Source organism: Guyparkeria sp. (assembly GCF_041687595.1).
In the GTDB taxonomy this organism is placed as follows: Bacteria; Pseudomonadota; Gammaproteobacteria; order Halothiobacillales; family Halothiobacillaceae; genus Guyparkeria.
Map to the genome: position 1 here is coordinate 1 of NZ_JAWLBP010000012.1, position 25182 is coordinate 25182.

A 25182-nucleotide genomic window follows, 5' to 3' on the forward strand; every position below is an offset into this window, starting at 1 on the left:
CTCCAGGTCAAGACCCTGCGCGGCAACATCCACACCCGCCTGAAGAAGCTCGACGACGGCGAGTACGACGCCATCATCCTGGCGGCTTCCGGCCTCAAGCGCGCCGAGCTGGCCGACCGCATCACGCACCGCCTCTCGGCCGAGGAGTCGCTGCCGGCCATGGGCCAGGGCGCGCTCGGTATCGAGGCGCGCAGCGACGACGCGGCGGTGCACGCGCTGATCGACCCGCTGATCGACCGTGACACCACCATCCGCGTGACCGCCGAGCGGGCCTTCAACACCCGTCTCAACGGCGGCTGCCAGGTCCCCATCGGCGGCCACGCCCTGCTGGTCGAGGACGACCAGCTGTGGCTGCGCGGCCTGGTCGGCCGCCCGGACGGCTCCGAGACCCTGCGCGACGAGATCCGCGGTCCGCGCGACCAGGCCGAGGCGCTCGGCATCGAGCTGGCCGAGCGGGTGCTGCGTGACGGGGCCGACAAGATCCTCGCCGAGGTCGGCATCGAGACCGAGGCCCCGGGGAAGGGCTGATCCGTTGAGCGACGGGAACGCCGCCCCGGTCGACCGTGTCGTCCTGACCCGCCCGGAGGGCGCCAACGACGCGCTTCGTGCCGCCCTGCTCGCCGCCCGTCCGCCGAGCATGTCGGCCGCGTTCTGCGATTATTCCCTGCTGCGAATCCTGCCGCTGGACCCGGGCGAGCTGCTCGCGGCCCTCGCCGCCATGCAGGCGTCGGACCTGGTGGTGTTCGTCAGTCCCCGCGCGGTGAGCATGGCCGGCGCCATCCGTCCGCTGCATGAATGGCCCGGGGCCCGGGTGGCCGCCGTTGGCGAGGCCACCGGCCGGGCGCTGGCCGAGGCCGGACGCCCGGCCGACTTCCTGCCCGACGGTTCAGAGGACAGCGAGGGGCTGCTCGAACGGTTGGCGCAGGTCGACATGCGCGGGCGCACCGTGTGGATCGTCCGCGGCGAGACCGGTCGCGGGCTCCTGGCCGAGCGCCTCGCCGAGCGGGGAGCGAGGCCGGTGTTCGTGCCCGTCTATCGGCGCGAGTGCACCGGCCGCTCCGACGACGCGGTGGTGCGTCGGTCCGGGCCGGGAACGGTCTGGGTCATGACCGCACCGCAGGCCATCGAGTGTCTCGCGGCGCTGGCGCATGCCAACCGGGATGGACTGCTAGACTCGACCCTGGTGGTGATCAACGAGCGCGCCCGTGACCGGGCACGCGAGCTCGGCTTCAAGGGTGAGATCGCCGTGGCCGGCGGGCCTTCGCCGGAGATGCTCGCCCGGGCCGTCTGGGACGTGGTCGGCCGGCGGGCGACCGCCGGCAGGGGGCTACAATAGATGCAGGACGTACGATCGTCGCCGGGACACCGTGTACACGGGGGATGAACATGGACAAGAAAGACGCCGACAAGCGGGCCGAGGACAAGGCGGCCGAAGCGCCTGAGAAGTTGCGGACCGATGAAAAGCCGGCCGAATCTTCCGACGAGCCTCGGATCGAGGAAAAGGCCACCGCAGCATCCGCCGCGGACGAATCACCGGCCGAGGCGACGGCGGACGAACGCGTGGATGTTGCGGCGTCGGCTGACGAGACGGGCAAGGATTCTCCCGGCGGGCAACCGGCCGCGGTCGCCGGCGAACAGAAGCCCGCCGGGGTCTCCCGCGGCACCTTCGGTTTCTGGTTGGCGCTGCTTTTCCTGGTCCTGCTCGGGCTGGCTGCCGCCGGGGGCTGGTACTTCTGGCAATTGGGCGAACGCCAGCAGGCGGCGATCGACCAGCAGAGCTCGGTCGCGGAACGGCTTGACGGCGAGCTCGCGACCGTGACGGATGACCTGCAGGCCAACCGAGCCGCTGTGGACGCACTGGAGTCACGCAGTGACGAGATCCGTCGCGAGGTCGAGTCTGCCCTGAGCGGGCGGCAGGACGAGCTCGATCAACGACAGGACCGGCTGGCCGCCCGAGTCGCCGAGATCGACGACCGTCTCAGCCGCGGCGAGATCGCCTGGAAGACCGCCGAGATCGGCTTTTTGCTGACCCGCGCCCAGGAGCGCCTGGTGATTTCCCGCGATCCGGAAGGGGCGATGACCGCCCTCGAGCTGGCCGACGAGCGACTGGCGGCCCTGTCGCGGCCGCACTGGTTGCCGCTGCGTTCGGCCATCAGCGACGCCATTGGCGAACTCGAGGCGGCCGGCGAGGGCGATCGGGTCGGCCAGGCACTGGAACTGAGGCGACTGGCCGACCGTGTCGAGGATTGGCCGCTGGCGGGCGAGGCAGAAAATGCGCGCGACGAGCCGACCCCGTCCGAGTCCGAAACGAAGGCGGAGGATTCGCCGGAGGATGCCGCCTGGTACGAGCGGGCATGGTCCGGCGCGACTTCCTGGCTAGGCTCGCAGGTCACGGTCACCCGTTCGGATACGCCCACGCGGGTGCGTGAGCGGGTCGCCACCGACCGGGAAATGCGCCTGTGGTTGACGGCCGTGCGCGAATCGCTGCTGGCCCGCGACCACCGTGCCCTTCGCACCACGGTCGACGAGGCCTCGTCCTGGCTGGAAGAACACTACGCCACGGATGCCGCCGGCCCCGCCGCGGCCCGGTCGGCCCTCGAGACCGCGCGCACCCGCTTCGCGGCCCGGGACTTCCCGCCGCTGGATGCGGTGCTCGAGACCTGGGAGAAGGGAGTGGCACAGGAAAGGGCGCTGGCCGAGGATGCTGAGCGCACCGCTTCGGCAGGCAAGGAGGCGGATCAATGAAACGCGTGATTTTCTGGATTCTCGTACTCGCGGCCCTGGTCGCCGCGGGGGTCTACTTCCTGCCCGGCGCCGGGGCGGCCATGGTGGAGTTCGCCGGCTGGCGGCTGGAAACCACGGCACTGGGCCTGGTGCTGATCGCCGTGGCGGCCCTGGTCGCGCTCCTGCTCGTCTGGCGTGTGCTGGCCGGGATCTTTCACTTGCCCCGACGCTGGGCGCGCCGGTCGGCGGACAAGCGCCGCAGGACCGCCGACGAGAAGCTGCTGCGTGCCTGGGCCGAGCGTCAGCGCCGTCACTCCGACGAGGCTCAGCGCTATGCCCTGGCGGGGGTGGAAGACGGCAGTCTCCCGCCGCTGCACTTCCAGATCGCCATCGATGCGCTGCTCGACGGCTTCGATCCGTCCCGGCAGGGGGTTGCCACGCGGTCACGCGAGGACTCCCGGAATGCGATCAATGACCTGTTCGAGACGGTTGTCCGCCGCTTTCCCAAGTTCGCCGAGTTTCTGCGGCTGCACATCGTGCAGCGACTGATGAGCCTGGGTGAGATCGAGTGGGCGCGGGAGCTGGTCGAACCGCTCACCGAGACCCACCCGCGCGACGAGGCGATCCTGCTGATTCGCGCCCAGCTGCTCGAGCATGCCGGGGACTGGGAAGCGCTGGCCAAGCTGCTGCCGACCCTTCGGCGGATCAAGAGCAACCGGCTGACCGGTGACGAGCTCCTCAGACTCGAGCGCACAGTGTTGCTGGGGCGCATGGAGGCCGCGGCCCGACGCCGCGACCTGGATGTGCTCTCGCGGCTGTGGGCCGAGGCGGGACTCAACGTGACGCAGAATGCCGGGGTGACCATCGCCTATGCCCGGGCGCTGCAGCGTAGCAATGCCGGCCAGGCGGCCACCGAGATCCTCGAGAGGCGCCTGTCGAGGCATCGCGACGCGGCGACGCTGCGTGCCTGGGCCGATCTCGATCACAGCGACCCGGCCGAGGCCCGCAAGCGCCTCAAGCGACTGGTGCCCGAGGAGTGGAACGAGCCGGCCAATGCCCCGGATGTCGCCCATGCCGGTGAACGGTCGGCCTTTGCCTACGCCATGGCGAAGCTGGCGCTCGAGGAGGGGGACCCGTCGGCCGCGCAGCTCTGGATCGGACGCCTCGGCCAGCTCGACCAGGATGTCCGTTACCTGGCCATCGCCGCGCGCGTGCACGCCCGGCTGCGCGACAGCACCGAGGCGTCGCTGCTCTACGAGCGGGCGCTGGCCCTCGCGGGTATGGAGGCCGGCATGACGGCAGCCGATGGCCGCTGAGGCCAAGGCCGCGCTAGCCGACCTGCGCGTTTTCCTGGATCGTCTCGAGTCCCGCGGCGAGCTGGTGCGGGTCACCGAGCCGGTCTCTCCCGACCAGGAGATGACCGTGCTGGCCGACCGCGTGCTGCGGGCTGGCGGACCGGCCCTGCTGATCGAGAACCCCACCGGCTTCGACACCCCCGTCCTGCTCAATCTCTTCGGTACGCCCGAGCGCGTCGCCCAGGGCATGGGCGGGCAGTCGCTGGCCGACCTGCGCGAGATCGGCCGGCTGCTGGCCTTCCTCAAGGAACCCGATCCGCCGGCCGGTCTCAAGGAGGCCTGGCAGAGTCTGCCCATCTTCAAGAAGGTGCTGGACATGGCCCCGCGCCGGGTGCGAAAGGCCCCGGTGCAGGAGGTCGTTCTGGAAGGCGACGAGGTGGATCTGTCGCAGTGGCCGGTGCAGACCTGCTGGCCGGAGGACGCCGCCCCGCTGATCACCTGGGGGCTGACCACCACCCGCGGCCGGCCGCGCAAGGGCGGCGGCCTGTCGGCGGACCCCGAGGATGCGGCCGCCTCGGGCCGGGAACGCCTGAACATGGGGATCTACCGCCAGCAGGTGGTCGGCCGCAACCGGGTGATCATGCGCTGGCTGGCCCACCGCGGCGGCGCACTGGACTTCGCCCACTGGCAGCAGACGCACCCCGGCGAACCCTTCCCCATTGCCGTGACACTGGGCGCCGACCCCGCCACGATCCTCGGGGCGGTCACCCCGGTGCCCGACACCCTGTCCGAATACGCCTTCGCCGGGCTGCTGCGCGGCGAGCGCACGCGGCTGGTCCAGTGCCTGTCGCACGACCTGCTGGTGCCGGCGAACGCGGAGATCGTCCTCGAGGGCTTCATCCACCCGGACGACACGGCGGTCGAGGGCCCCTTTGGCGATCACACCGGCTACTACAACGAGACCGAGATCTTCCCGGTGATGACCGTCGAGCGCATCACCCACCGGAAGAACCCGATCTATCACAGCACGCACACCGGTCGACCGCCGGACGAGCCCGCCATCCTCGGCGTGGCGTTGAACGAGGTGTTCGTGCCGCTGATCCAGAAGCAGTTCCCCGAGATCGTCGACTTCTACCTGCCGCCGGAGGGTTGCTCCTACCGCATGGCGGTGGTGTCGATGAGCAAGCAGTATCCGGGGCACGCCAAGCGCGTGATGATGGGTGTGTGGAGTTTCCTGCGCCAGTTCATGTACACCAAGTTCGTCATCGTGGTGGACGACGACGTCGACGCGCGCTCCTGGGAGGACGTGATCTGGGCGATGACCACCCGCATGGACCCGGTACGCGATACCCACCTGGTGGAGAACACCCCGATCGACTATCTGGACTTCGCCTCGCCGGTCTCGGGTCTCGGCGGCAAGATGGGGCTGGACGCCACCTCCAAGTGGCCGGGGGAGACCGACCGCGAATGGGGTCGGCCGATCCGGCCCGACCCGCGTGCCCAGGCGGCCATGGCGGAGGTGTTCGAGCGGGTGATGGTCGAGGCCGAACGCCGGGCTGGCGAGGGCTGATCCCCGAGGGTCAGTGGGGCCCGCCGGCCCAGGGCTGGGCGATGCTCATCGCGATCGGGATGTGGTCCGAGCCGCCCAGTGGACGCGCTTCGGTGCCGCGGATGTCGAGCGCCTGACTCACCGCGATATGGTCGATGGCCCGTTGCGGCTGCCAGCGCGGGTAGGTGGGGGGCGACAACCTTGGGAGCTTCAGGCCGTTTTCCACCAGCCACTGGCGCAACCCCGGATCGTCGGGTTCGCAGTTGAAGTCGGCCATCACCACCACGAAGCCGGGCACGTTGCAGAGCTCGCCGAGCTGCTCGAACTGCATCCGCCGTGCTCCCCGCCCCAGCGCCAGGTGGGTGTCGATCACCCGAAGCGGCTCGCCGTTCCAGAGATAATCCGCGAACAGCGCGCCCCGGCCGGGCATGCGTCCGGACAGCGGTTGCTGGTTGATGGCGATGGGCTCGATACGGCTGAGTAGCCCCAGGGCGTGCTTGCCGAACTGCCCCAGGTCGCGGTTGACGCGCACGGCCCAGTGGGCCAGGTCGGCCCGCTCGGCCAGGTATTCGGCCTGGTTGAGGAAGCGGCTGCGGATCGAGCCGGCATCCGCCTCCTGCAGCCCGATGATGTCGAAGTGGGACAGCGTCGCGCCGATGGTGTCGAGGCTCCGCTTGCGGTCGGCACTGGGCAGCAGGTGTTTCCAGCCGCCGAGGATGTAGTCGCGATACCGGTGGGTGGCGATGCCGACCTGGATGTTGTGGGAGAGCAGGCGGAGCGGCTGGTTGCCGCGAACCTCGGAGAAATCCGTCGGGCCTCCGGCGACCCCGGGGCTGCACTCGAGGCACCGCCTGGTCGCCGCGCGCGCCATCAGCCGCCCACCAGGGTCTCGCCGAGTCGCCGCGTGAGGTGTTCGTTCTCGCGGTAGTCCACCGGCACGTCGATGACGCAGACCTCGTCGCTTGCCATGGCGTCCTTGAGGATGGGCAGCAGGCCGTCGCCCGATTCGACCCGGTAGCCCTTCGCCCCGAAGCTCTCGGCCAGCTGGACGAAGTCCGGGTTGCCGAAGTGGACCCCGGTGCTGCGGCCGAAGCCGCGGCGCTGCTTCATGTCGATCAGGCCGTAGCCGCCGTCGTTCCAGATCAGCACGATGATCGGTGTCTTGCAGCGTACCGCGGTCTCCAGTTCCTGCACGTTCATCAGGAAGCCGGCGTCGCCCGTGGCGGCCACGATCTGGCGTTCCGGGTAGAGCAGCTTGGCGGCGATCGCCCCGGGCAGGGCGATGCCCATGCTGGCAAAGCCGTTGGAGATGATGCAGCTGTTGGGTTGTTCGGAGCGGTACATGCGCGCCAGCCACATCTTGTGGGCGCCGACGTCCGAGATGACGATGTCGTGGCTGGAGAGTGCCGTGCGCAGGTCCCAGATCAGCTTTTGCGGCTTGATCGGCATGCAGTCGTCGTCGGCGTGCTGGTTCATGTCCTCGATCAGGGCCTCGCGCAGGTCGCGGAAGGCCGGGCCCTCGTGCGGGTCCCCCAGCTCGCCGAGCCGGCGCATGGCCGTGTCGATGTCGCCCACCACGCTGGCGGCGACGGGGTAGTGCGCGTCGACCTCGGCCGCCTCCGTATCCATGTGGATGATCTGCCGGTCGCGGGTGGGATGCCACAGTTGCGGGTGGTACTCGACCAGGTCGTACCCGATGCAGACGATCACGTCGGCCTGGTCGAAGCCCACGTTGACGTAGTCCTTCGACTGCAGGCCCACCGAGCCCAGCGCCATGGGGTGGCGGAAGGGGATCACGCCCTTGGCCATGAAGGTGTTGGCCACGGGGATGTTCAGTCGTTCGGCGAGATGGGCGAGCGCCTCGCTGGCCCCGGCGCGGACCACGCCGTGGCCGGCGAGGATGATCGGGTGCCGCGCCCCGTTCAGCAGGCGGGCGGCGTTCTCGAGGCTTTCCTCGCGCGGCTGGCTGGCCCCGTTCGCGGTCACCGGCAGCGGGTCGGCATGTCCCGACTCGGACGGCATGGCGGCGACGTCTTCGGGCAGTTCGATGAAACTTGCCCCACCCTTGCCGGCCTCGGCGAACTTCGCCGCCCGGCGGATCGTCTCCGGGATGGCCGAGGGGGTGACCACGCGCGAGGCGTAGCAGGTGATCGGCTCGAACATCCGCACCAGGTCGAGGACCTGGTGGGATTCCTTGTGCAGCCGGTCGATGCCCGCTTGCCCGGCGATCGCGATCAGCGGGGCGTGGTCCATGTTGGCGTCGGCCACGCCGGTGACGAGGTTCGTCGCGCCGGGACCGAGCGTGGAGAAGCACACCCCGGGCTTGCCGGTCAGCCGGCCGACGATGTCGGCCATGAAGGCCGCGCCCTGCTCGTGGCGCGTGACGATCAGCTCGATCGACGACTCGTTGAGCGCGTCGACGAAGTCGAGATTCTCCTCGCCCGGTATGCCGAAGACGTAGCGGATGCCCTCGTTCTCCAGGCAGCGGATCAGCAGTTTGGCGCCGGTACTCACCGCCGGGTCAGTCCTGCTCGTCGCGAACGTGGTCGATCAGTTCGTCGACCACCTCGACCATCTGCGCGTTGCCGCCGGCCAGGCGACCGGTGACCAGGTAGCGCCCGTCGACCAGGATGGAGGGCACGCCGCGCACTCCTGCCTCGTCGGCAATCTGGCTCGCCTTGCGGACGTGGTTGCTGACCGCGAAGCCGCGGTAGGCATCCAGGAATTCGTCACGATCCACGCCCTGTTCTGCGTAGAAGTCGGCGATCGAGTCGGCGTCGACCAGCTTGCGTTCGTGGCGGTGGATGGCGTCGAACACGGCCGTGTGCGTCTGTTCGACCGCGCCGAGGGCCTGGGCGGCGTAGAAGGCCTGCGTCAGGGGCAGCCAGTGCTGGCCGAGGGCGAGCGCGCGGCGCTCGAAGACCACGTCGTCGTCCAGGTCATCGAGCCAGGGCTCGATCTCGGCCTCGAGGTGGTAGCAGTGCGGGCAGCCGTACCAGAAGAATTCCTGAACCAGGACCTTGCCCTCGGGCGATTCGACGCTGGTGGTCACCTCGCGGTAGCCCTCGCCTTCGGCGGCGGAGGCCGTTCCGGCGAGTGTCAGCGAGACACCGAGGATCAACAGGGCCGGCAGCCTGGTACTGCGGCTGGCGACGGCGGCCAGACGGGCGGAAAGGTTCGAGAGCATCGTGACAGCGGTCATTGGAATCATTCCGATCGGTTGTCGGCGTTCATCGCCGGTTTCTGTTGGACGGGACTGGCTCGAAAACCGAGACCCTTGAATCAAGTATGGGGCAAGCCCGCTGCGGTTGCAGCCGACTGCCCCATTGTCTTCTCCGGGTCTGACGGAGCTCAGAGCTCGCCGTAGGAGTGCAGCCCGGAGAGGAACATGTTCACGCCGAGGAAGGCGAAGCTCGTGATCAGCAGGCCGCCGATACTCCACCAGGCCATGACCGGGCCGCGCCAGCCCTTGGTCAGTCGCATGTGCAGCCAGGCCGCATAGTTCAGCCACACGATCAGGGCCCAGGTTTCCTTCGGATCCCAGCTCCAGTAGCCGCCCCATGCCTCGGCGGCCCACATCGCGCCGAGGATGGTGGCGATGGTGAAGAAGGCGAAGCCCAGCGCGATGGCCTTGTACTGGATGTCGTCCATCACGGACAGCTTGGGCAGGCGGTCGTTGGGTCCGTCGCCACCCATCTTGTACTTGATCAGGTAAGCCACGCCGACCATCGCGGCGATGGCGAAGGTGCCATAGCCGACGAAGTTGGCCGGGACGTGGATCTTCATCCACCAGCTGTTGAGCGCCGGGACCAGCGGCTCGATCACGTGGGCGGCGCGGTCGTACTGGTACCACAGCAGGAAGGCCAGCGCGACGCCGATGATCAGCATCACGAAACCGCCGAGGCTGCGGTTGTTGTAGCGCTTCTCGTAGTACAGGTACAGCAGCGCGGTGAACACGGCGAACACGATGAACACCTCGTAGAGGTTGCCCACCGGGATGTGGCCGTAGTCGATGTTGATCAGGTAGGACTCGCGCCAGCGCGAGAAGAAGCCGACGAAGCCCATCACCGAGCCGACCCAGACCAGCGTCGAACCCACCTTGAGGCCGTAATCCGAGCGCACCAGCGCACCGATGAAGTAGGTGGGGATCGCCAGGATGTACAGGGCCACCATCCACATGGTCGCCGCCGTGCTGGAGAGGAGGAACTTGAACAGGAAGCTGGATTCCTGGAAGTCGGCCAGCGCCTCGCGGCCGATGGCTCCGTCCGCCCCGAGGATGTTGTACTGCCAGAGGGTATACAGGGAGATGACGGCCACGATGCCGGTCAGCCAGCGCATTGCCGGCCAGAGCCAGCCGAGGAAGCCCAGACCGACGGCGGCGCCGATCAGCGTCCCGGTGGAATAGACGTCCAGTGAATCACCGTACAGGCCGTATACCGCGGCAGCGGCTACCACCATCAGCACGGCCCAGACCGTGTCCACGAGGCCGAAGCGTCGCGGGGTCTCGAGATCTGGCGAGGGCTCGTAGCCCTTGATCATCTGTTCGTTCGGGACAGACATAGCGGTTTTCTCCTGGGCGGATTGTCTTGCCGTCAGTCGGCTCCGTCAGCCCTTGTCCGGGTCTGACGGTGGGTTTTTCTCGTCGTTTGACCGGGTCTGGCGCTGAAGTTCATTGCTGAACTGGTCGAAGACCTGGTCGAAATCGATGTTCTTGCGGGCGTCGGTGCCGGCCACGATCAGCCGGTGGCGTCCACTGTCGCCATCTTCATCCGATTCGGCCGGCCGGATCAATACCCACAGGCGACGGAAGTGGATGTAGAAGAGCATGAAGATGCCGAGGGTGAGCATCAGCGAGCCCAGGTACACCCAGAACATGCCTGGCGCCCGGGTGACTTCGAGACCGGTCGACTGGACGTGGTCGAAGCTCGTCGGGGCGACGAAGATCGGCGAACCATAGCTCGGGATCACGGTGATGACGTCCAGCGCGTCCTCGAAGAACTTCTCGTCGCGGCGGTCGAATTCCTCCACCCCCTGCTCCTGCAGGGTCTCCATGTAGGCGCGCATCAGCACCGACTGCACCACGCGGAAGGACGCCTGGCGGGCCTGCTCCGAGCCCGGGCCGGTCATGCCGCGCTCGGCGAGCGACTGGTCGACGCGCTCTTCCAGCGCGGAGAAGCCCTCGTTGACGAACAGGCCGACCAGGGACGCAATCGAGCGGGCCGCGGAATCCTCCACCTCCTGCTCACGTCCGTCGGCTTGACCGGCCTGACCGATCAGCTCGGCGGCGATCCGGCGGATCTGCTCCTCGTCATTGAGCGTCGCGTAGAAGGACATGAACGTCTCGAGCGAGTTGTTCCGGTCGGCCGGGATGAACAGGAACTGCTGCGGCGCATTGGTGCTGAGCTTCACGCCGCTGAGGAAGTAGCGGGTGCCCTCGAAGTCCACCGGCGAGAAGTAGTTCTCGTACTCGATGGCCTGGCCCGAGGGATCGCGCAGACGGAAGGTGACCGACGGACCGAAGTTGACGTTCTCGGCGCGAGCCTTGCCGCCACTGCTCGATGCACCGAAGACGGTGTCGGACAGCCAGCCGGAGGCCGCTCCCAGGAAACCGGTTTCCTCGGCGGCGTCGGTCGCCTCACTCGTCTCCCCGGTCAGGCTGGCGGCCGCCGGGCCATCTTCTTCCAGCGATTCCTGCTGGGCCTGCGGCACCGGGTTGACGTTGAACAGCGTGAAATCCGTGAACTCGAGCTTGTAGGTCTCGCCACCGAACTCGAAGCTGCGCGTATCGTTGACCTTGCCCTCGAGCTCCTGGTGCGTGCCGGTCTGGCCGAGGAGCTGCCAGGCGTCGAACTCGATCGTCGAACCGCCGTCGCCGAAGCTCGACTGGAAGATGTTGTAGCCCTTGTACTTGAGCGGGTGGTTGACCCGGATGGTCTCCTCGACCACCTCGCCCGTCTCCTTGTCGGTCAGCTTGATGTCGGAGTTGAAGGACTTGGGCATGCCCGTGTCGTAGTAGTCGATGTGAAAATCCTTCACGTCGATGCGGAACGGCAGGTTCTGTACCACGTAGCCGTCCTTCAGGCCGATGAACGCCACGTCACCCCACTTGCCTTCCGGGATGTTGACCGAGCCGCGGAAGCCGGCCAGGGTCCCCTCGGGCAGGTGGCTTTCCTCGGGTACCTGGCTGACCGGCAGGTCGCGGGTTTCGATCTCGACAACCCCGAGCGTGTTGAGCGCCTTTAGGTACATCTTGCTGTCGAGCAGCCCCCCGACGAGGATCACCACCATGCCCAGGTGAGTGAGCACGTAGCCGATCCGGTTCAGCCCGCCCTTGCGCGCGGCGATCAGCGTTTCGCCGTCGCGTTCCTTGACCCGGGACTTGTATCCCAGCCGATCGAGCAGGCCGCGGGTACGCTGGACGATCTCCCCGGCGGGCAGTTCGCTGTCGAATTGGCGGGAATGGGCGAAGGCGCGCAGCGACTTGGACTGGGCGTTGACCCGGAAGGCGCGCATGTCACGCATGAACCCCGGGGTGTTGCGCACCAGGCAGGCGCTCGTGGAGGCGAGCAGGAACAGCAGGATGACGACGAACCAGCCCACCGAGTAGACGTCGAACAGGCCCAGGGTGTTGAAGATCTCGAACCAGAACGGCCCGAACTCGATCATGTAGTCGTTGAAGGGGCGGTTCTGCTGCAGGACGGTGCCGATCACCGAGGCGATGGCCAGGATCGCCAGCAGGGCGATCGCCAGGTTCATCGAGGTCAGCCAGGTGTACAGGCGCGACCAGAGGCTGCGCCGTCGGCGTTTCGGGGCGGATTGTGCCTGGGATGTCATCTGCGGGCCTTGAAATGATCTGGGAGCGAATGGATGCGTGTGTCCGGTCGTGCCGGGGGATCGATCACGGGTTGTGATGGGTTTCCGCCACCTTGGTTCCTCGGCGTCTCGACGGTCGGGGGCGTTTCCGGATTCTTGCCCGTCGGATGCCGTTGCATCCTGCGTCTGCGCCGCCAATCTCGTCCCTGATCAGGCAGGCCTTTTCGGGGGCGGCCAGAGCGCTTGCCCCCGGCGATGTTACTCGAACGTGGCGATATGGGCGGCCAGTGCCTCGATTTCCTCGTCACTGAGATCGGCCACCACCGGGTACATTATCTCGGCCTTGCCGCCCTTGCGCGCCTGGCGGCGATAGTCCTTCAGGGATTGGGCCGTGTAGTCGGGGCTCAGGCCGCGCATCGCCGGGAAGCCGGCCGGCTGGTTGCCGCGGCCTTCCGCGCCGTGACAGGCCGCACAGGCAACCACGCCGTCACGGCCGTGGTGATAGAGCTGGCTGCCGAGCGTCGAGCCCTCGTCGGCCGGGTTGAGCACCTTGCGCTCCTGGGCGGCGTAGTAGGCCGCGATGTCGCGGATCTGCTCGTCGCTCAGGTTCGCCGCCTGCCCGCTCATGATGGCGTTCTCGCGCGTCCCGTCGCGGTAGGCGCGGAGCTGGGTGGCGAGATAGCCGGCCGGCTGGCCCGCGATGGAGGGAAAGGCGGGGTTGTTGCTGTTGCCGTTGTCGCCGTGGCAGGCCGCGCAGGCCTGTGCCGCCTCGCGCCCGGCCTTCACCGAGGCCTCGTCGGCCTGGGCCGCGCCGGCAACCAGGGAAAGCCCGAGGATCAGGCCGGTGGTGAAACGGCCGCGGTGCGGCATCGAACGGGTCGCTGTCTTCATGGCTGCTGTCTCTTCGGTATTCGGATGGGTCGGCGGCCTCGGCCTGACCTTGACTCTGGCTAGGGACACTCTGCACGAATCGGATAGCACTCTGGCTCGCCAAGCCCCGCAGAGCAGCGATATCCGATTCGTGCAGAGTTTCCTTGGGTCAAACAACCCGTAATCAAACCGCATAAGCGGCTCGCTTGCAACCTCTTGCCGTGGCAGGATGATCGGCCATTGGCCACTGCATTCACCCAGGTCCGCCCCATGTCCGAGAACGCCCGTCCCAGCCCCGCCCGCCTGTTCGAGTCCGCCACCTTCATCAAGAGTGCCCCGCGGCTGGAGGCCATCGGCGAGGATGCCGGCGCCGAGGTCGCCTTCGCCGGTCGCTCGAACGCCGGCAAGTCGACGGCGCTGAACGCCATCGTCGGCCAGAAGGCGCTCGCCCGCACCTCGCGCACCCCGGGGCGCACGCAGATGATCAACCTGTTCGGTCTCGGTGGCGAGAAGGACGGCGCCCGCTTCCGCCTGGTCGATCTCCCGGGCTACGGCTACGCCAAGGTGCCCCAGGCTGTCCGCCGGGCCTGGGGCGAGGCCATGGCCCAGTACTTTGCCGAGCGCCGCTCGCTGGTCGGGGTGGTGGTGATCATGGACATTCGCCACCCGGCCAAGGCGCTCGACCTGCAGATGCTCGACTATGCCGTCGCCCGTGGCCTGCCGGTGCTGGGTCTGCTGACCAAGGCCGACAAGCTCGGATTCGGCCAGGTCAAGCAGACCGTGGCCCGCATGCAGCGCGAACATGCCCTGCCCGGTGTCCAGTGGATGGCCTTTTCCGGCGCGAAGGGCACCAACGTGCGCGAGGTGCGCGAGGTGATCGCCCGCTGGCTGGAGAACGCGGTCGAGGCCTAGTTCCGGCCGCTCAGTGCCCTTCGAGCGACAGGTCGGCCACTACCGGCAGGTGATCGGAGATGCGGCTCAGGATCGGATCCCGCACCGCCTTCAGGCGATGCGCGTGCAGTGGTCCGCGGATCCAGATCTGGTCCAGGGGCAGCAGGGGACGGCTGGCGGGGAAGCTGCGCCGGGGCGGCAGTCGGATCAGCTGCCGGTGGAGGTCACGCAGGCTTTTCGCTCGTGGCAACCATTCGTTGAAGTCCCCGGCCAGGATCAGCGGTTCGTCGGCCGGCAGATTTGCCAGGGCCGCGGTGAGGCGGCGCCCCTGTTCGCGGCGTTCGATCAGGCCGAGCCCGAGATGCACCACCCAGCAGTGCAGGTCGCCGACCGGGGTGCTTAGTCGGGCGCGCAGGGCCAGCCGCGGCTCGCGCGCACCGTGGGACAGTTCCAGCGGATCCTCGGAAACCAGAGGCCAGCGGGACAGGATCAGGTTGCCGAAACCGGTGGTCTCGTCGGGGCGATGGACGCAACCACGCTCGTGCGTGGGCGCGAAGAGCCAGTGCGGCAGTTCCGGCCGAAGCGCGCGCAGCAGCCGATCCCGCCCGGGGTCGTCGGCCAGGTTCGCTTCCTGCAGGGCGATGATGTCCGGGTGCAGCCAGCGGATCACCCGGGCGGTGCGCTCGGGGGTGTAGCGCCCACGGTGGTCGATGCAACTGTGGATGTTCCAGGTCATCACCCGAAGTCGTGCCGTGATGGGCGCGTTCTCCCGGCTCATGACGACCCGGATGCCTGTTCGCGCAGCCCCAGCCAGCGTGAGAGTCCCCAGCCGATCCCGATTAACACGACGGTGAGCAGCGCCAGCACGGCGATGGTCGTCGGTCCCGGATCGAGCAGCGTGCGCAGCAACTGCTCGGAGAACACGGTCAGGGCCGCCGTGCCGGGCAGCAGGCCCAGCAGGCTGCCGACGATGAAGTCACGCGGATGGATGCGACTGGCCCCGGCAACCAGGTTGACCACGGCGAAGGGAGCGATGGGCACCAGTCGCAGTGAGAAGACCGTCAAGATTCCTCGTTTGGCCAGATGCCGGCTGACCCGATCGAGCCGCTTGCCGGCCAGTCGACGCAGCGCCTCGGCCCCGAGGAATTGTCCGGCGAAGAACCCGGTGATGGCGGCCGTCAGCAGTGCGCCGTAGGCCAGACCGAACCCCGTCCAGGCACCGAAGATCAAGGCCGCGGCGACGATCACCGGAGTGGCCGGTACGCCGACCAGCAGGCCTGCGGTCGCCAGTCCCAGGAAAAGCCACAGGCCGCCCTCCATGCTGCGCAGCCCCGCCAGCTGTTCCAGGATATCCCGGGGAGCGAGCTGGTCGCCCAACGGTGTGAGACGCAGCGCGAGGGCGACCGCCACCAGCGCGGCGATCAGCAGGGCGAAAGTCGCGGCCTTGCGTCGCAACGGGCGACGAGACTTTCCCTCGATGAACATGTCGATCAGCTCCTCCGGTGGGAGGGCGCGTTCCGGGTCGATCACGGCCGAATCCGGCACCTGCCGGTCGATTTCCTCGTCCAGGGTGATTTCCAGTGGCTCGAGCCAGCGCCCGTGGCCCGGCTCGTTCAGCGTCTCGATGGCGCGGATGGTCGAGCCGAGCCCACCCTCGGCCTCGGCCACCGCCGCGCGGGTGACGTCCAGGTGTTCGGCCAGCAGTTCGTGTCGCATCGCGGCGATGGCTCGCCGCGCTGGTTCGCTGTCGCCGAGCAGCGACAGGTTGAGTTCGCTGTCGAACCCCATTGAGCGGTTCGAGGTGTTCGCCGAACCGAGGTTGATGTGGTCGTCGTCGGCGATCACCAGCTTGCTGTGCAGGCTGACCATCTCGGGTTCGAGCCCTTCCACGGCCGGGTAGAAGATGCGCAGTCGGCCGTGCCGGTCGGCCTCGCGCAGGCGGCGTACCAGCCGGGCCCGCAGCACGTCCATGGTCATCCGTTCCAGCCATCCATCCTTCTCGCGCGGTAGCACCAGGATCACCTCGGGGCCGCTTTGCCGCTCGAGGGTCGCGACCAGGGCCTCGCCGATGCGGTGGCTGGTGAAGTACTGGTTCTCCACGTAGATGCAGCGGCGTGCCTTGGCGATCATTCGGCAGAGGGTGATCTCGATTTCGCGCACCTCGGGCTCGCCGTGGTAGGCCGGCAGGGTGCGCGTGATGCCGACCGTGGCATCCTCCAGCGCCACCGCGATGCGTCGTTCGGGCCAGGGGGGCTGGCCGGTCGGAGACCCCGGCGGGTCGACGGCCTGGCCGGTGGCCCGAGTCCAGCGTTGGCGGGCCAGTTCGCCCAGGTCCCGGCAGACCGGTCCGGTCACGGCGAAGGCCAGGTCGTGGAACGGCGGATAGCTGTGCCCGTCCGGATCGCGACGCGCCTCGTCGTCGGGCGCGTGGGCACGGTGGTCCCAGCGCCAACGGGACGGGTCAAACCCGCCGACCAGCGCGGCGCGATCGTCGACCACCAGCAGCTTCTGGTGGTGCGAGGCGCCCAGCGGATGCCGGCCGTCGAACTTGACGTGCAGGCGGGGGTGGCGGGAGCGCGGACGGTTGAACAGCGGCAGCCATTCCCGCTCGAAGGCGTAGATCATGGCGAAGTCCCAGGGCAGGAGATGGATCTCCAGTTCCGGATTGTCCGCCAGGGCTCGATTCAGGATGCCGGTGAGATGCGTGGGGCCCCACTGTGCGTCGTCCGGCCGGTGCATCTTCACCCGGCTGTCGACGTCCCAGCAGAGGATGAACGCCTGTCGTCGCGCGCCGGCCAGCATCTCGACAAAGGCCGGGAACCAGTTCTCTCCGTCGATCACCAGCCCGATCCGATCGGCGCGGCCGACACGCCAGAAGCCATCGCCGGCCGAGCGGTCGGGTGTCACCGCGGAATCGCGGGGTTGATGGTCGTCGGTTGTCTGCATCGGTTCGCCGTTCGCGTTCCGCGGGTGAGTGGGTCGGGGATACCGACTAAAGACTAGTTCAGACCCGGCCCCTTCATTGCCCGTCATGTTCCCTGTGACAGCAGCGACCACCAGGTCGCCGCGCTGATCGCGCACCAGGCCAGGGGCAGGATCGTTAGCCGCCAGCGCCCCGGGCCGTGGGCCATCAGCACGATCCCGAGGGTGGCTATGGCGGTTGGATCGGGTGCCAGGGCAAACAGTTCCGCTCCCGCCACGCCTCGGCCCGTCGCCAGCCCCGCCAGCGGGTGCAGGGCCATGCCCCAGAGCAGCAGCGCCAGCCCGGGCCACCAGGTCACCGAACGGCGGTCCAGGCGCAGGCCGGAGCCGGCCGCAACGAGCAGCAGAAGCAGGGACTGGGCGGCGAACAGGGTCGCCAGCCAGGGAGCGGCGAGGTTGATTTCCGCGTAGAGCGGGAAGAACCACCAGGCCGCCATCCCCCAGGCCGCCGCCAGTCCGGTCGCGGCCAACCGGTGCGCGTGGGGATGCCGGGAGTTGGCCAGCAGCACGATCCCGGCGGCGAGTGCCGGCAGCAGCAACTGCACCGGCCAGGCCGCGAGGTTGAGCCGTTCGAACAGCCTGACGTAGATCTCCGGCGAGAACATGATGAGATCCGCGGGGCGATAACTCAGCCACGTCTCCATCGACCGCCTCTACAGACCGCGGACGTGTTCGACCATGCGCCGGCGCAGGGCCTCGTCGGGCAGCCGACCGGTGAGCGCATCCATGTTTTCCTGCATGTGCTCGACCCGGCTCGTGGCCGGGATGGCGCAGGTCACCGCCGGGTGGGCGACTATGAACTTGAGCAGGAACTCGGCCCAGTTGCGCATGCCGGCCTCGGCGGCCCAGCCCGGGAGCGAATGGCGCTTGACCCGGTCGATCAGCCGGCCGCCCTGGAAGGGCCGGTTGGCGATGAAGGCGATGCCCCTCTCCCGTGCCAGCGGCAGGATCCGTTCCTCCACCGCCCGGTTGGCGAGGCTGTAGCTGGCCTGGACGAAATCGATCGGGTGCTCGCGCATGATCCGTTCGATGTCGCCGTGGCGCCGGCCGTGCGAGGTGGTGATGCCGACATAGCGCAGGTGCCCGCTCTCCCGCATGGCCAGCAGTGTGTCCATATGCTCTTCCCAGGCGACCAGGTTGTGGATCTGCATCAGGTCGAAGCGCTCGATGCCCCAGAGCCGTTCGGAGCGTTCGATCTGCGAGCGCCCCTCGCTACCGGAGGGCGTCCAGACCTTGCTCGCCGCGAACAGGTCATGCCGGTCTTCCAGTTGCTCCAGGGCATGGCCGATCACCGCCTCGGACGACCCGTACATGGGTGATGAGTCCACCAGCCTGCCGCCGCGTTCCAGGAAAGTGCGCAGCACCTGCGTCCGTCGATCGCGCGCGGCCTCGTCCTTTCCTACGTTGAAGGTGATCCAGGTGCCCATGCCGATCACCGGCAGCCGCTCGCCGCTGGCGGGAATCGTGCGGGTGGTGATGGTGTCGGTCGTGGATCGCGCATCGACGGGCCGTACGGCCCGTGGGAGCGCGCCGCCGGCCAGGGCGCCGCCGGCCAGCCGCAGCAGTCGTCGTCTTCCCGGCAAGTAGGGGGTGTTTCCCATCAGGTGACGCCTTCGTTTCTGGGGGTGTCGTGTCGATGCGGCCGAGCCATGCGGAGATCCTCGGTGCGCCGGGTCGCCTGGCATGGAAGGTAGGCCGGCTGCTCTCGCTTTGCCACCGGCCGGGCCGCTGCCCGCCGGGATTCTCCAGCAGAGTATTCATGTATTTGATAATGCCGGTATTAATAATTATTTCCGGTGGCGTCGTGCCCGGATTAATGTCATCGGAATAACCAACAACGAATGAACCGCCGGAACGTAACCCCGGAGCCGTCCCGTCGAGCGGGTGGTGGGCGGACGGTTCCCGCCACGGCGGGCCGGGGCACGTGCCAGGGAGGGTGTCGCATGGAGGGCAGGGAGTCTGTGAACGGCAGGGCAGCCGGCGGTCCGCTGGCGCGCGTGGCGGGCTGGTCACGATCCCTGCGCAGCCTCATGGTGGTCGCGGCGCTGCTGGTGTCGGTGGCGGTCACGCTGGCGGTCTATCTGGCCACCCAGACCGTGTTCACACAGGCAGTGCAGCGGGCCGGGGTGCAGAACGCCCAGGTGCTGGCCGACGGCACCTTCAACGCCATGTACCAGATCATGCGCCAGGGCTGGACGCGCGAGCAGCTCAACGAATTTCTCGATTCGTTGAACCAGCAGGCCGACCCGGGAGCGGTGATCAACGTCTACCGGGGATCGCAGGTCGACCAGCAGTACGGCCGGATCGAACAGCCGGCGCCGGATGACACGGCGCTGGCGGCATTCGACACCCGCGAGACCCACGTGCGCGCCGACGAGGACCTCGTCCGTTACGACCGTCCGCTGGTGGCCCATGCCGAGTGCCTGCAGTGTCACACCAACGCCCGGGCGGGCGACGTCCTCGGCGTGCTTTCCATCCGGCAGCCGATCGGCCCGATGATCGACCAGGCCCACTCGGATCTGGTCAACCGGCTGATGCTGATCATGCCCGCCCCCCTGCTCACGGCCCTGGCGGTGGCCGGCTTTCTCAGCTGGCGGTTGGGACGCTCGTTGCGACGGCTGAATCGGTCGGTCGGGCAGGTAAAGCGGGTCGAGGATCTCGCTCACGTGCGCTTTTCGGGCGCCTCGACCGGCTTTACCGAGTTCGACGACGTGCTGTCGAGGGTCGACGTGCTGACCGACAAGGTCCGCGAGGTCGCGATCGACCGCAACCTCCTCGAGTTCGAGATCGGCCTGCTCGAGCATTTCGTCATCACCTCGGACGTGGTGCGCGACTGGCGGCGCTACGTCCGTGATCTGCTGCACGAGATCAACCGCCAGTTCACGGTGCATGGTGTGTTCACCGCCTTCTCCATCGCCGATCGCCCCGTGGGAGTGGACGTCTTCTGGCACGATGCCGCGGACGAAGTGGTGGCCGCACGGCTGGAGCAGGAGATCCGCTCCCGGGTCGGACAGACCTTCGAGGGGGCTTCCGGCAGCGTCACGCCCCGCCAGCACCCCGGCCACGGCGGGCGGGCGCTCAGCGATGTCGCCGCGCTCGATCTGCACACCAAGACCCTGACCATGGAGTTGCCGCCGATGCAGGGCATGGTCGGCCTGATCGTGCCGATGGGCGAGGCGCGGGTGCCGGTCAAGAAGCTGGTGATCGAGTCGATCCTGTCGACCATGATCAACGTCGTCGGCTCCGTGCGGGCGATCGAGAAGCACACCGAGGACCTGGAGTACTTCGCTACCCGCGACCCGCTCACGCGCCTCTACAACCAGCGCATGTTCTGGTCGCTGTTGGACTACGAGGTCGGCCGCGCTCGCCGGCACGACTACCGGTTCGGCCTGATGGTGATCGACCTGGACGACTTCAAGCGGATCAACGACCGCTATGGCCACGGTTTCGGCGACGACTACCTGCGGCGCGTGGCCGGCCTGCTGCAGGGCGGGCTGCGCGACGGCGACATCGTCGCCCGCTACGGCGGCGACGAGTTCGTCGCTATCCTGCCGGACACCGACGCCGGCACCGCCGAGCAGGTTGGGGAACGGTTGCTCTCGCGCGCGCAGGCGACCTTCATCGCCGCACCGGATGGCGAGATCGTCTCGCCTTCCCTCTCGGTCGGCCTGGCGATCGGGCCGGTGGAGGATGGCGGCGGCGCGTCGGCCCAGACGGTGTTCTCTCTCGCCGACCAGGCCATGTATCGCGCCAAGGAGGCCGGCAAGAACCGTCTGGCGTCAGCGGGCCGCGACGAGGTGCTGGCGATCGGCGAGGTGGTGGAGACTGGCCAGGACGTCGTGTCCGCGGTTTCCGCCGGGACGGTCTACCCCGTGTTCCAGCCGGTCATGCGGGTGGCGTCGGAAGAAGCGGTCGGCTTCGAGGTGTTCGCCCGGGTGCAGGTGGGCGAGCGGGTCGCGGCGGCCGCGGAGTTCGTCGACGTACTCACGCGCGAGCAGCTCTGCGACCTGGTCGATCGCCGCGTGGTCGGCCGCGTGTTGCGCGACGACCGGCTGGCGGGGTTCGGCGGTCTGGTCTTCTTCAATATCGCGCCGACCAGCCTGCTCGAGGGCCGCTTCGTGCATTACTTCCTCGACGCCGTCGAACGATCACCCCTTGCCGCCGACCAGGTGGTGGTCGAGATCAGCGAGAGCCCGATCACCGGCGAGCTGGGGATGCTCGAGCAGCCCGTCTCCGACCTCAAAGCCGCCGGCGTGCGGCTGGCCATCGACCGGGCCGGTTCGGGGCCGGAGACGTTCAGCTACCTGCGGCGTTTCGCATTCGACTTCATCAAGATCGAGGCCGAGTGGCTGTGCGACCGCAAGGTCAGCCAGCGGGACCGTGCCTTCATCGACGGCCTGCTGACCATCGCCGAGACGCTGGGCGTGACGGTGATCGCCCACAATATCGAGACCGACTCCCAGCTGGAGCTGGTGCGGGGACTGGCGATCGAGATGGCGCAGGGGTACCGGTTCGCCGAGGAAGTGGAAGGGCTTCCCGTCGGGCAGCCCTCGTTCAGCTCGGAGGATGGCTGATCCGGGCGCCCGGCGCGGCGAGCCTCAGCGCCCGGGGCGGGCGATCGAGACGTCGTCGAGCAGCGTGGCGGCCCGCTCGCGGGCCAGTCGCAGGAAGGCATCCATGTAGGCAAGCCGATGCTCGTCCCGCCGCACGGCCAGGTGCATGGTCCCGGAGAGCCCGTCGCCCAGGGGGCGGGCCTTGATGATGCCGCGTTCGAGTTCCTCGGCGATCGCCCACTTCGGCAGGGCTGCCACGCCGTGCCCGCTGGCCACCCACTGGGCGATCATGGCCGTGAGCTCCGAACTGCGCTGGCCAGCCGGCTCCACGCCGGCCGGGTCGAGGAAGTGCTGGAACAGGTCGAGCCGCTTGCGCTCGACCGGATAGCTGATGACCGTCTGGTCGGCCAGCATCTCCGGCCGGATGCGTTCCTTGCCGGCCAGGGGGTGATCCGGTGCGACCGCCAGGACGACCGGGTAGCGGAACAGCGGCTCGAAGTGCAGGTCGGGGTCATCGACCGGGTCGGAGCTGATCACGCCGTCGAGCTGTCCCCGCCGCAGGGCGTCGATCGCATCGAAGCTGTAGGACAGCGACAGGTCGGTCTCGATCGACGGCCATTCGGACCGGTAGCGTTCCAGCGTCGGAATCAGCCAGGTGAAGCAGGAATGGCATTCCAGCGCGAGGAACAGTCGCCCGGTCGCCCCGCCGGCGATCTGGCGCAGGTCGCGGTCCAGGTCTTCGATCTCCGGCAGGATCGTGTCGGCGGCGGCAAGCAGCCGGCGTCCGGCCTCGGTGGGCCGCATGGGTCGCGAGCTGCGCGAGAACAGGGACGTCTCGTAATAGGACTCCAGCGCCCGGATCTGGTGGGACAGGGCGGACTGGGTCAGGTGCAGCTGTTCGGCGGCCTGCGCCAGCGAGCCGGTCCGCTCGATCGCACGCATCGTCTTGAGGTGGCGCAGTTCAAGGAACATCGGTCGATTCTCGGCAAGGGAGGGCGGTGCCATCCGGGGCGAACGGTCGTTCCGTTCGTTCCCGGTGGCGATTGGGCCCCGTCACGGCCGCCGAGTTCCGTCTCGACGGGTCTTCCCCGACGTCGCTCAGGCGTCGCGCGGGGTCTTGAGGGTGACCAGCTCTTCCGAGGAGGTCGGGTGAATGGCCACCGTGTTGTCGAAGTCCGCCTTGGTCAAACCGGCCTTCACCGCCACGGCGAAGCCCTGCAGCATCTCGTCGGCCCCGTCGCCGACGATGTGCAGCCCGGCCACGCGCTGCTTGTCGCCCACGCAGACCAGCTTCATCGCGGTCTTGAAGCCATGGGAGGACAGGGCGTAGCGCATGGGCGTGAAGCGCGTCTCGTAGATCGTTACCTCGTCCTCGCCGAACTGCTCGATCGCCTGGGGCTCGGTCAGGCCAACGGTGCCCAGCGCCGGGTGGGAGAAGACCACCGTCGGGATCGTCTCGTAGTCGAGCTTGGCTTTCTTCTGCCCGTCGAACAACCGATCGGACAGTTTGCGCCCGGCGGCGATGGCGACCGGGGTGAGCGGGTACTTGCCGATGATGTCGCCGATGGCGTAGATGCCGTCAACGTTGGTGTTCTGGTAGGCATCGACCGGGATCATGCCGTTTTTCTCCACCGTCACGCCGGCCTTCTCCAGGCCGATGTCATCGGTGTTCGGCTTGCGGCCGACCGCCCAGATCACCTGGTCGAACGGGCCGAGTTGCTCGCCGCCGTCGCCGTGGATGATCGTGCCCGCGTCGGTCTTCTCCAGTTTTGCCACCTTGAAGGGCAGGTGGCGCTCGATGCCCATGGCGTCGAGGTTCTCGGTGGCCGTCTCACGGACCATCGGGTCGAAGGGGGCCAGCACGGTGTCGAGCATGTCGAGCAGGGTGACGTAGCTCCCCAGCGAGCGGAGCACCCCGGCGAGTTCCACGCCGATGTAGCCGCCGCCGATCACGGCCGTGCGCTTGGGCAGCTCATCGAGCTCGAAGAAGCCGTCTGACGTGATGCCGTACTCGGCGCCCGGTACCGGCGGGACCAGCGGCCGGCCGCCGGTGGAGATCACGATGTGGTCGGCCGTGTAGGTCTCGCTGCCGACCTGCACGGACTTGTCGCCGGCCAGGCGACCGTGGCCCTCGATGACCGTCAGGCCGAGGTCACTGGCGTAACCGTCCCAGAAGCGGTTGATGCCGGCGATGAACTCGCGGCGCTTTTTCGCCAGCGTGGCGAAGTCTACTTCGCCGGGGGCGTCGGCAAAGCCCCAGTCGGTGGCATCGTGGCGGTCGTGGGCCAGGTTGGCGGCGTACCACATGACCTTCTTCGGCACGCAGCCGACGTTCACGCAGGTCCCGCCGAGCGCGGTCGGCTCGACGACGGCGACGTTCTTGCCGTACTGCGCGGCGCGTTCGGCGACTGCCAGGCCGCCGGAACCGCCACCGAGAACGATCATGTCGAAATGCTTGCCACTCATGGATGCCTCCGGATTTTTGTCCGTCAATGGATTCGGGCTTTCGGATGCCGGTTTCTGGACACGGGCATTCGAAAGCCGGCCCGGGCAAGGCCCGGACCGGGACGGGGTTAGCCGTCGTGCGCGATCAGTAGCCCTGTTCCTTGAGCCACTTCTCGGTCTCTTCGCTGCCGCCGACGCGCTGACCGTCGACATAGACCTGCGGGACGGTCTCGGTCTGGGCGACGGCACGCAGGGCGCGCAGGTTGACGTCGTCACCGACGATGATCTCGTCGAACTCCAGCTCCGCGTCGTGCAGCATGCCCTTGGCGCGGGCGCAGAACGGGCAGCCCTTGCGGGAGAACATCATGATCGAGTGCGGCTTCTTGGCGTTCGGTGCCAGCCAGTCGAGCATGGTGTCGGCGTCGGAGACCTCGTAGGGGTCGCCCGGCTTCTCCGGCTCGATGAACATCTTCTCGATGGTGCCGTCCTTGACCAGCATGGAATAGCGCCAGGAGCGCTTGCCGAAACCGAGGTCGTCCTTGTCGACCAGCAGGCCCATGCCGTCGGTGAAGTCGCCATTGCCGTCCGGCAGGAAGCGGATGCGATCGGCATTCTGGTCCTGCGCCCACTCGTTCATGACGAAGGCGTCGTTGACCGAAATGCAGACGATCTCGTCGACGCCATGCTTCTTGAACACCGGCGCCAGCTCGTTGAAGCGGGGCACGTGACTCGAGGAACAGGTCGGCGTGAATGCGCCCGGCAGGGAAAAGACGGCAACGGTCTTGCCCTTGAAGATGTCGTCGGTGGTCACGTTGACCCAGTCGTGGTTCTGACGGGTGCGGAAGGTGACATTGGGTACCTTCTGGCCTTCACGATTCTCAAGCATGCAGCAATGCTCCTCTGGGGTTTTGGAATGGAAACGAACAAAAAAATGCGCGGGGCACGCCCGGTGCCTCGCCGAGAGGAAAATATAGGGTCGATCCGTGAAAAAACAATCACGGATCTCGTTCAGGTTCCCCGACATGGCGGGGAGCCCTGATCACCGGGGGAGAGCCTATTT

General features: G+C 67.9%; 20 protein-coding genes. 7 read left to right on the top strand and 13 right to left on the bottom strand.

Going from position 1 to position 25182, the window contains the following annotated elements; translation table 11 throughout:
* From ACESL5_RS03350 to ubiD, 5 genes are all read left to right on the top strand, one after another.
* A partial coding sequence (locus ACESL5_RS03350) for a hydroxymethylbilane synthase (protein WP_372591369.1) occupies window positions 1-528 on the top strand: 528 nt, incomplete at its 5' end.
* Window positions 529-532: 4 nt separating this feature from the next.
* Window positions 533-1336, top strand: a complete 804-nt coding sequence (locus tag ACESL5_RS03355; RefSeq protein WP_372591370.1) for a uroporphyrinogen-III synthase — start codon at window positions 533-535, stop codon at window positions 1334-1336.
* A gap of 50 nt (window positions 1337-1386) precedes the next feature.
* Window positions 1387-2745, top strand: coding sequence for a uroporphyrinogen-III C-methyltransferase (locus ACESL5_RS03360; protein ID WP_372591371.1), 1359 nt, complete (start codon window positions 1387-1389; stop codon window positions 2743-2745).
* Entirely contained in the window at window positions 2742-4040 is a 1299-nt protein-coding gene (locus ACESL5_RS03365) for a heme biosynthesis HemY N-terminal domain-containing protein (RefSeq protein WP_372591372.1), read from the top strand. Before ACESL5_RS03360 ends, ACESL5_RS03365 begins: the two co-directional genes overlap by 4 nt.
* Window positions 4030-5589, top strand: coding sequence for a 4-hydroxy-3-polyprenylbenzoate decarboxylase (gene ubiD, locus ACESL5_RS03370; protein WP_372591373.1), 1560 nt, complete (start codon window positions 4030-4032; stop codon window positions 5587-5589). Before ACESL5_RS03365 ends, ubiD begins: the two co-directional genes overlap by 11 nt.
* A 10-nt stretch (window positions 5590-5599) precedes the next feature.
* Here ubiD and ACESL5_RS03375 read toward each other — a convergent pair whose 3' ends face one another.
* From ACESL5_RS03375 to ACESL5_RS03400, 6 genes are all read right to left on the bottom strand, one after another.
* On the bottom strand, window positions 5600-6439 hold the full coding sequence (locus tag ACESL5_RS03375) for an endonuclease/exonuclease/phosphatase family protein (RefSeq protein ID WP_372591374.1): 840 nt from the start codon (window positions 6437-6439) through the stop codon (window positions 5600-5602).
* Window positions 6439-8082, bottom strand: a complete 1644-nt coding sequence (locus ACESL5_RS03380; protein WP_372591375.1) for an acetolactate synthase large subunit — start codon at window positions 8080-8082, stop codon at window positions 6439-6441. The genes ACESL5_RS03375 and ACESL5_RS03380 overlap by 1 nt, the downstream gene beginning before the upstream one ends.
* A gap of 7 nt (window positions 8083-8089) precedes the next feature.
* Window positions 8090-8770: a thiol:disulfide interchange protein DsbA/DsbL gene (locus ACESL5_RS03385; protein WP_372591376.1), complete on the bottom strand. Its 681-nt coding sequence runs from the start codon at window positions 8768-8770 to the stop codon at window positions 8090-8092.
* Between the two features lie 149 nt (window positions 8771-8919).
* On the bottom strand, window positions 8920-10128 hold the full coding sequence (gene ccsB / locus ACESL5_RS03390) for a c-type cytochrome biogenesis protein CcsB (protein WP_372591377.1): 1209 nt from the start codon (window positions 10126-10128) through the stop codon (window positions 8920-8922).
* A gap of 45 nt (window positions 10129-10173) precedes the next feature.
* The gene (locus ACESL5_RS03395; RefSeq protein WP_372591378.1) at window positions 10174-12402 is read right to left on the bottom strand and encodes a cytochrome c biogenesis protein ResB; all 2229 of its coding nucleotides are present in this window, start codon (window positions 12400-12402) and stop codon (window positions 10174-10176) included.
* Window positions 12403-12639: 237 nt separating this feature from the next.
* Window positions 12640-13272 carry a c-type cytochrome gene (locus ACESL5_RS03400; RefSeq protein ID WP_372591379.1) on the bottom strand — a complete coding sequence of 211 codons (633 nt, stop codon included), beginning with the start codon at window positions 13270-13272 and terminating at the stop codon, window positions 12640-12642.
* A gap of 219 nt (window positions 13273-13491) precedes the next feature.
* Here ACESL5_RS03400 and yihA point away from each other — a divergent pair, with 219 nt between their 5' ends.
* A complete protein-coding gene (yihA, locus tag ACESL5_RS03405; protein ID WP_372591380.1) occupies window positions 13492-14163 on the top strand; it encodes a ribosome biogenesis GTP-binding protein YihA/YsxC in 672 nt (223 codons plus the stop codon).
* Window positions 14164-14173: 10 nt separating this feature from the next.
* Here yihA and ACESL5_RS03410 read toward each other — a convergent pair whose 3' ends face one another.
* The 4 genes from ACESL5_RS03410 to ACESL5_RS03425 all read right to left on the bottom strand — a co-directional run bounded on the left by ACESL5_RS03410 (window position 14174) and on the right by ACESL5_RS03425 (window position 18725).
* Window positions 14174-14878, bottom strand: coding sequence for an endonuclease/exonuclease/phosphatase family protein (locus ACESL5_RS03410; RefSeq protein ID WP_372591381.1), 705 nt, complete (start codon window positions 14876-14878; stop codon window positions 14174-14176).
* A gap of 38 nt (window positions 14879-14916) precedes the next feature.
* Complete coding sequence (locus ACESL5_RS03415; RefSeq protein ID WP_372591382.1) at window positions 14917-17088, bottom strand: VTT domain-containing protein; 2172 nt, start codon at window positions 17086-17088, stop codon at window positions 14917-14919.
* A gap of 83 nt (window positions 17089-17171) precedes the next feature.
* Complete coding sequence (locus ACESL5_RS03420) at window positions 17172-17768, bottom strand: DUF6064 family protein (protein WP_372591383.1); 597 nt, start codon at window positions 17766-17768, stop codon at window positions 17172-17174.
* Between the two features lie 9 nt (window positions 17769-17777).
* Window positions 17778-18725: an aldo/keto reductase gene (locus ACESL5_RS03425; protein WP_372591384.1), complete on the bottom strand. Its 948-nt coding sequence runs from the start codon at window positions 18723-18725 to the stop codon at window positions 17778-17780.
* 360 nt (window positions 18726-19085) lie between these two features.
* Here ACESL5_RS03425 and ACESL5_RS03430 point away from each other — a divergent pair, with 360 nt between their 5' ends.
* A complete protein-coding gene (locus tag ACESL5_RS03430; protein WP_372591385.1) occupies window positions 19086-21698 on the top strand; it encodes a diguanylate cyclase in 2613 nt (870 codons plus the stop codon).
* A 24-nt stretch (window positions 21699-21722) separates the two neighbouring features.
* Here the strand turns inward: ACESL5_RS03430 and ACESL5_RS03435 are convergent, their stop codons facing one another.
* From ACESL5_RS03435 to ACESL5_RS03445, 3 genes are all read right to left on the bottom strand, one after another.
* On the bottom strand, window positions 21723-22649 hold the full coding sequence (locus ACESL5_RS03435) for a LysR family transcriptional regulator (RefSeq protein WP_372591386.1): 927 nt from the start codon (window positions 22647-22649) through the stop codon (window positions 21723-21725).
* A 126-nt stretch (window positions 22650-22775) separates the two neighbouring features.
* A complete protein-coding gene (gene gorA / locus ACESL5_RS03440) occupies window positions 22776-24143 on the bottom strand; it encodes a glutathione-disulfide reductase (protein ID WP_372591387.1) in 1368 nt (455 codons plus the stop codon).
* A gap of 124 nt (window positions 24144-24267) precedes the next feature.
* Window positions 24268-25008, bottom strand: coding sequence for a glutathione peroxidase (locus ACESL5_RS03445; RefSeq protein ID WP_372591388.1), 741 nt, complete (start codon window positions 25006-25008; stop codon window positions 24268-24270).
* Window positions 25009-25182 lie beyond the last annotated feature (174 nt).

Excerpts from the sequence above, each read along its gene's own strand:
- ACESL5_RS03415 (WP_372591382.1), bottom strand. The coding sequence starts at position 17,088 with ATGCAGACAACCGACGACCATCAACCCCGCGATTCCGCGGTGACACCC.
- ACESL5_RS03365 (WP_372591372.1), top strand. The coding sequence starts at position 2,742 with ATGAAACGCGTGATTTTCTGGATTCTCGTACTCGCGGCCCTGGTCGCC.
- ACESL5_RS03360 (WP_372591371.1), top strand. The coding sequence starts at position 1,387 with ATGGACAAGAAAGACGCCGACAAGCGGGCCGAGGACAAGGCGGCCGAA.
- ACESL5_RS03385 (WP_372591376.1), bottom strand. The coding sequence starts at position 8,770 with ATGACCGCTGTCACGATGCTCTCGAACCTTTCCGCCCGTCTGGCCGCC.
- ACESL5_RS03375 (WP_372591374.1), bottom strand. The coding sequence starts at position 6,439 with ATGGCGCGCGCGGCGACCAGGCGGTGCCTCGAGTGCAGCCCCGGGGTC.
- ACESL5_RS03435 (WP_372591386.1), bottom strand. The coding sequence starts at position 22,649 with ATGTTCCTTGAACTGCGCCACCTCAAGACGATGCGTGCGATCGAGCGG.
- ACESL5_RS03445 (WP_372591388.1), bottom strand. The coding sequence starts at position 25,008 with ATGCTTGAGAATCGTGAAGGCCAGAAGGTACCCAATGTCACCTTCCGC.
- ccsB (WP_372591377.1), bottom strand. The coding sequence starts at position 10,128 with ATGTCTGTCCCGAACGAACAGATGATCAAGGGCTACGAGCCCTCGCCA.
- ACESL5_RS03400 (WP_372591379.1), bottom strand. The coding sequence starts at position 13,272 with ATGAAGACAGCGACCCGTTCGATGCCGCACCGCGGCCGTTTCACCACC.
- gorA (WP_372591387.1), bottom strand. The coding sequence starts at position 24,143 with ATGAGTGGCAAGCATTTCGACATGATCGTTCTCGGTGGCGGTTCCGGC.
- ACESL5_RS03425 (WP_372591384.1), bottom strand. The coding sequence starts at position 18,725 with ATGGGAAACACCCCCTACTTGCCGGGAAGACGACGACTGCTGCGGCTG.
- ACESL5_RS03410 (WP_372591381.1), bottom strand. The coding sequence starts at position 14,878 with ATGACCTGGAACATCCACAGTTGCATCGACCACCGTGGGCGCTACACC.
- ACESL5_RS03420 (WP_372591383.1), bottom strand. The coding sequence starts at position 17,768 with ATGGAGACGTGGCTGAGTTATCGCCCCGCGGATCTCATCATGTTCTCG.
- ubiD (WP_372591373.1), top strand. The coding sequence starts at position 4,030 with ATGGCCGCTGAGGCCAAGGCCGCGCTAGCCGACCTGCGCGTTTTCCTG.
- ACESL5_RS03395 (WP_372591378.1), bottom strand. The coding sequence starts at position 12,402 with ATGACATCCCAGGCACAATCCGCCCCGAAACGCCGACGGCGCAGCCTC.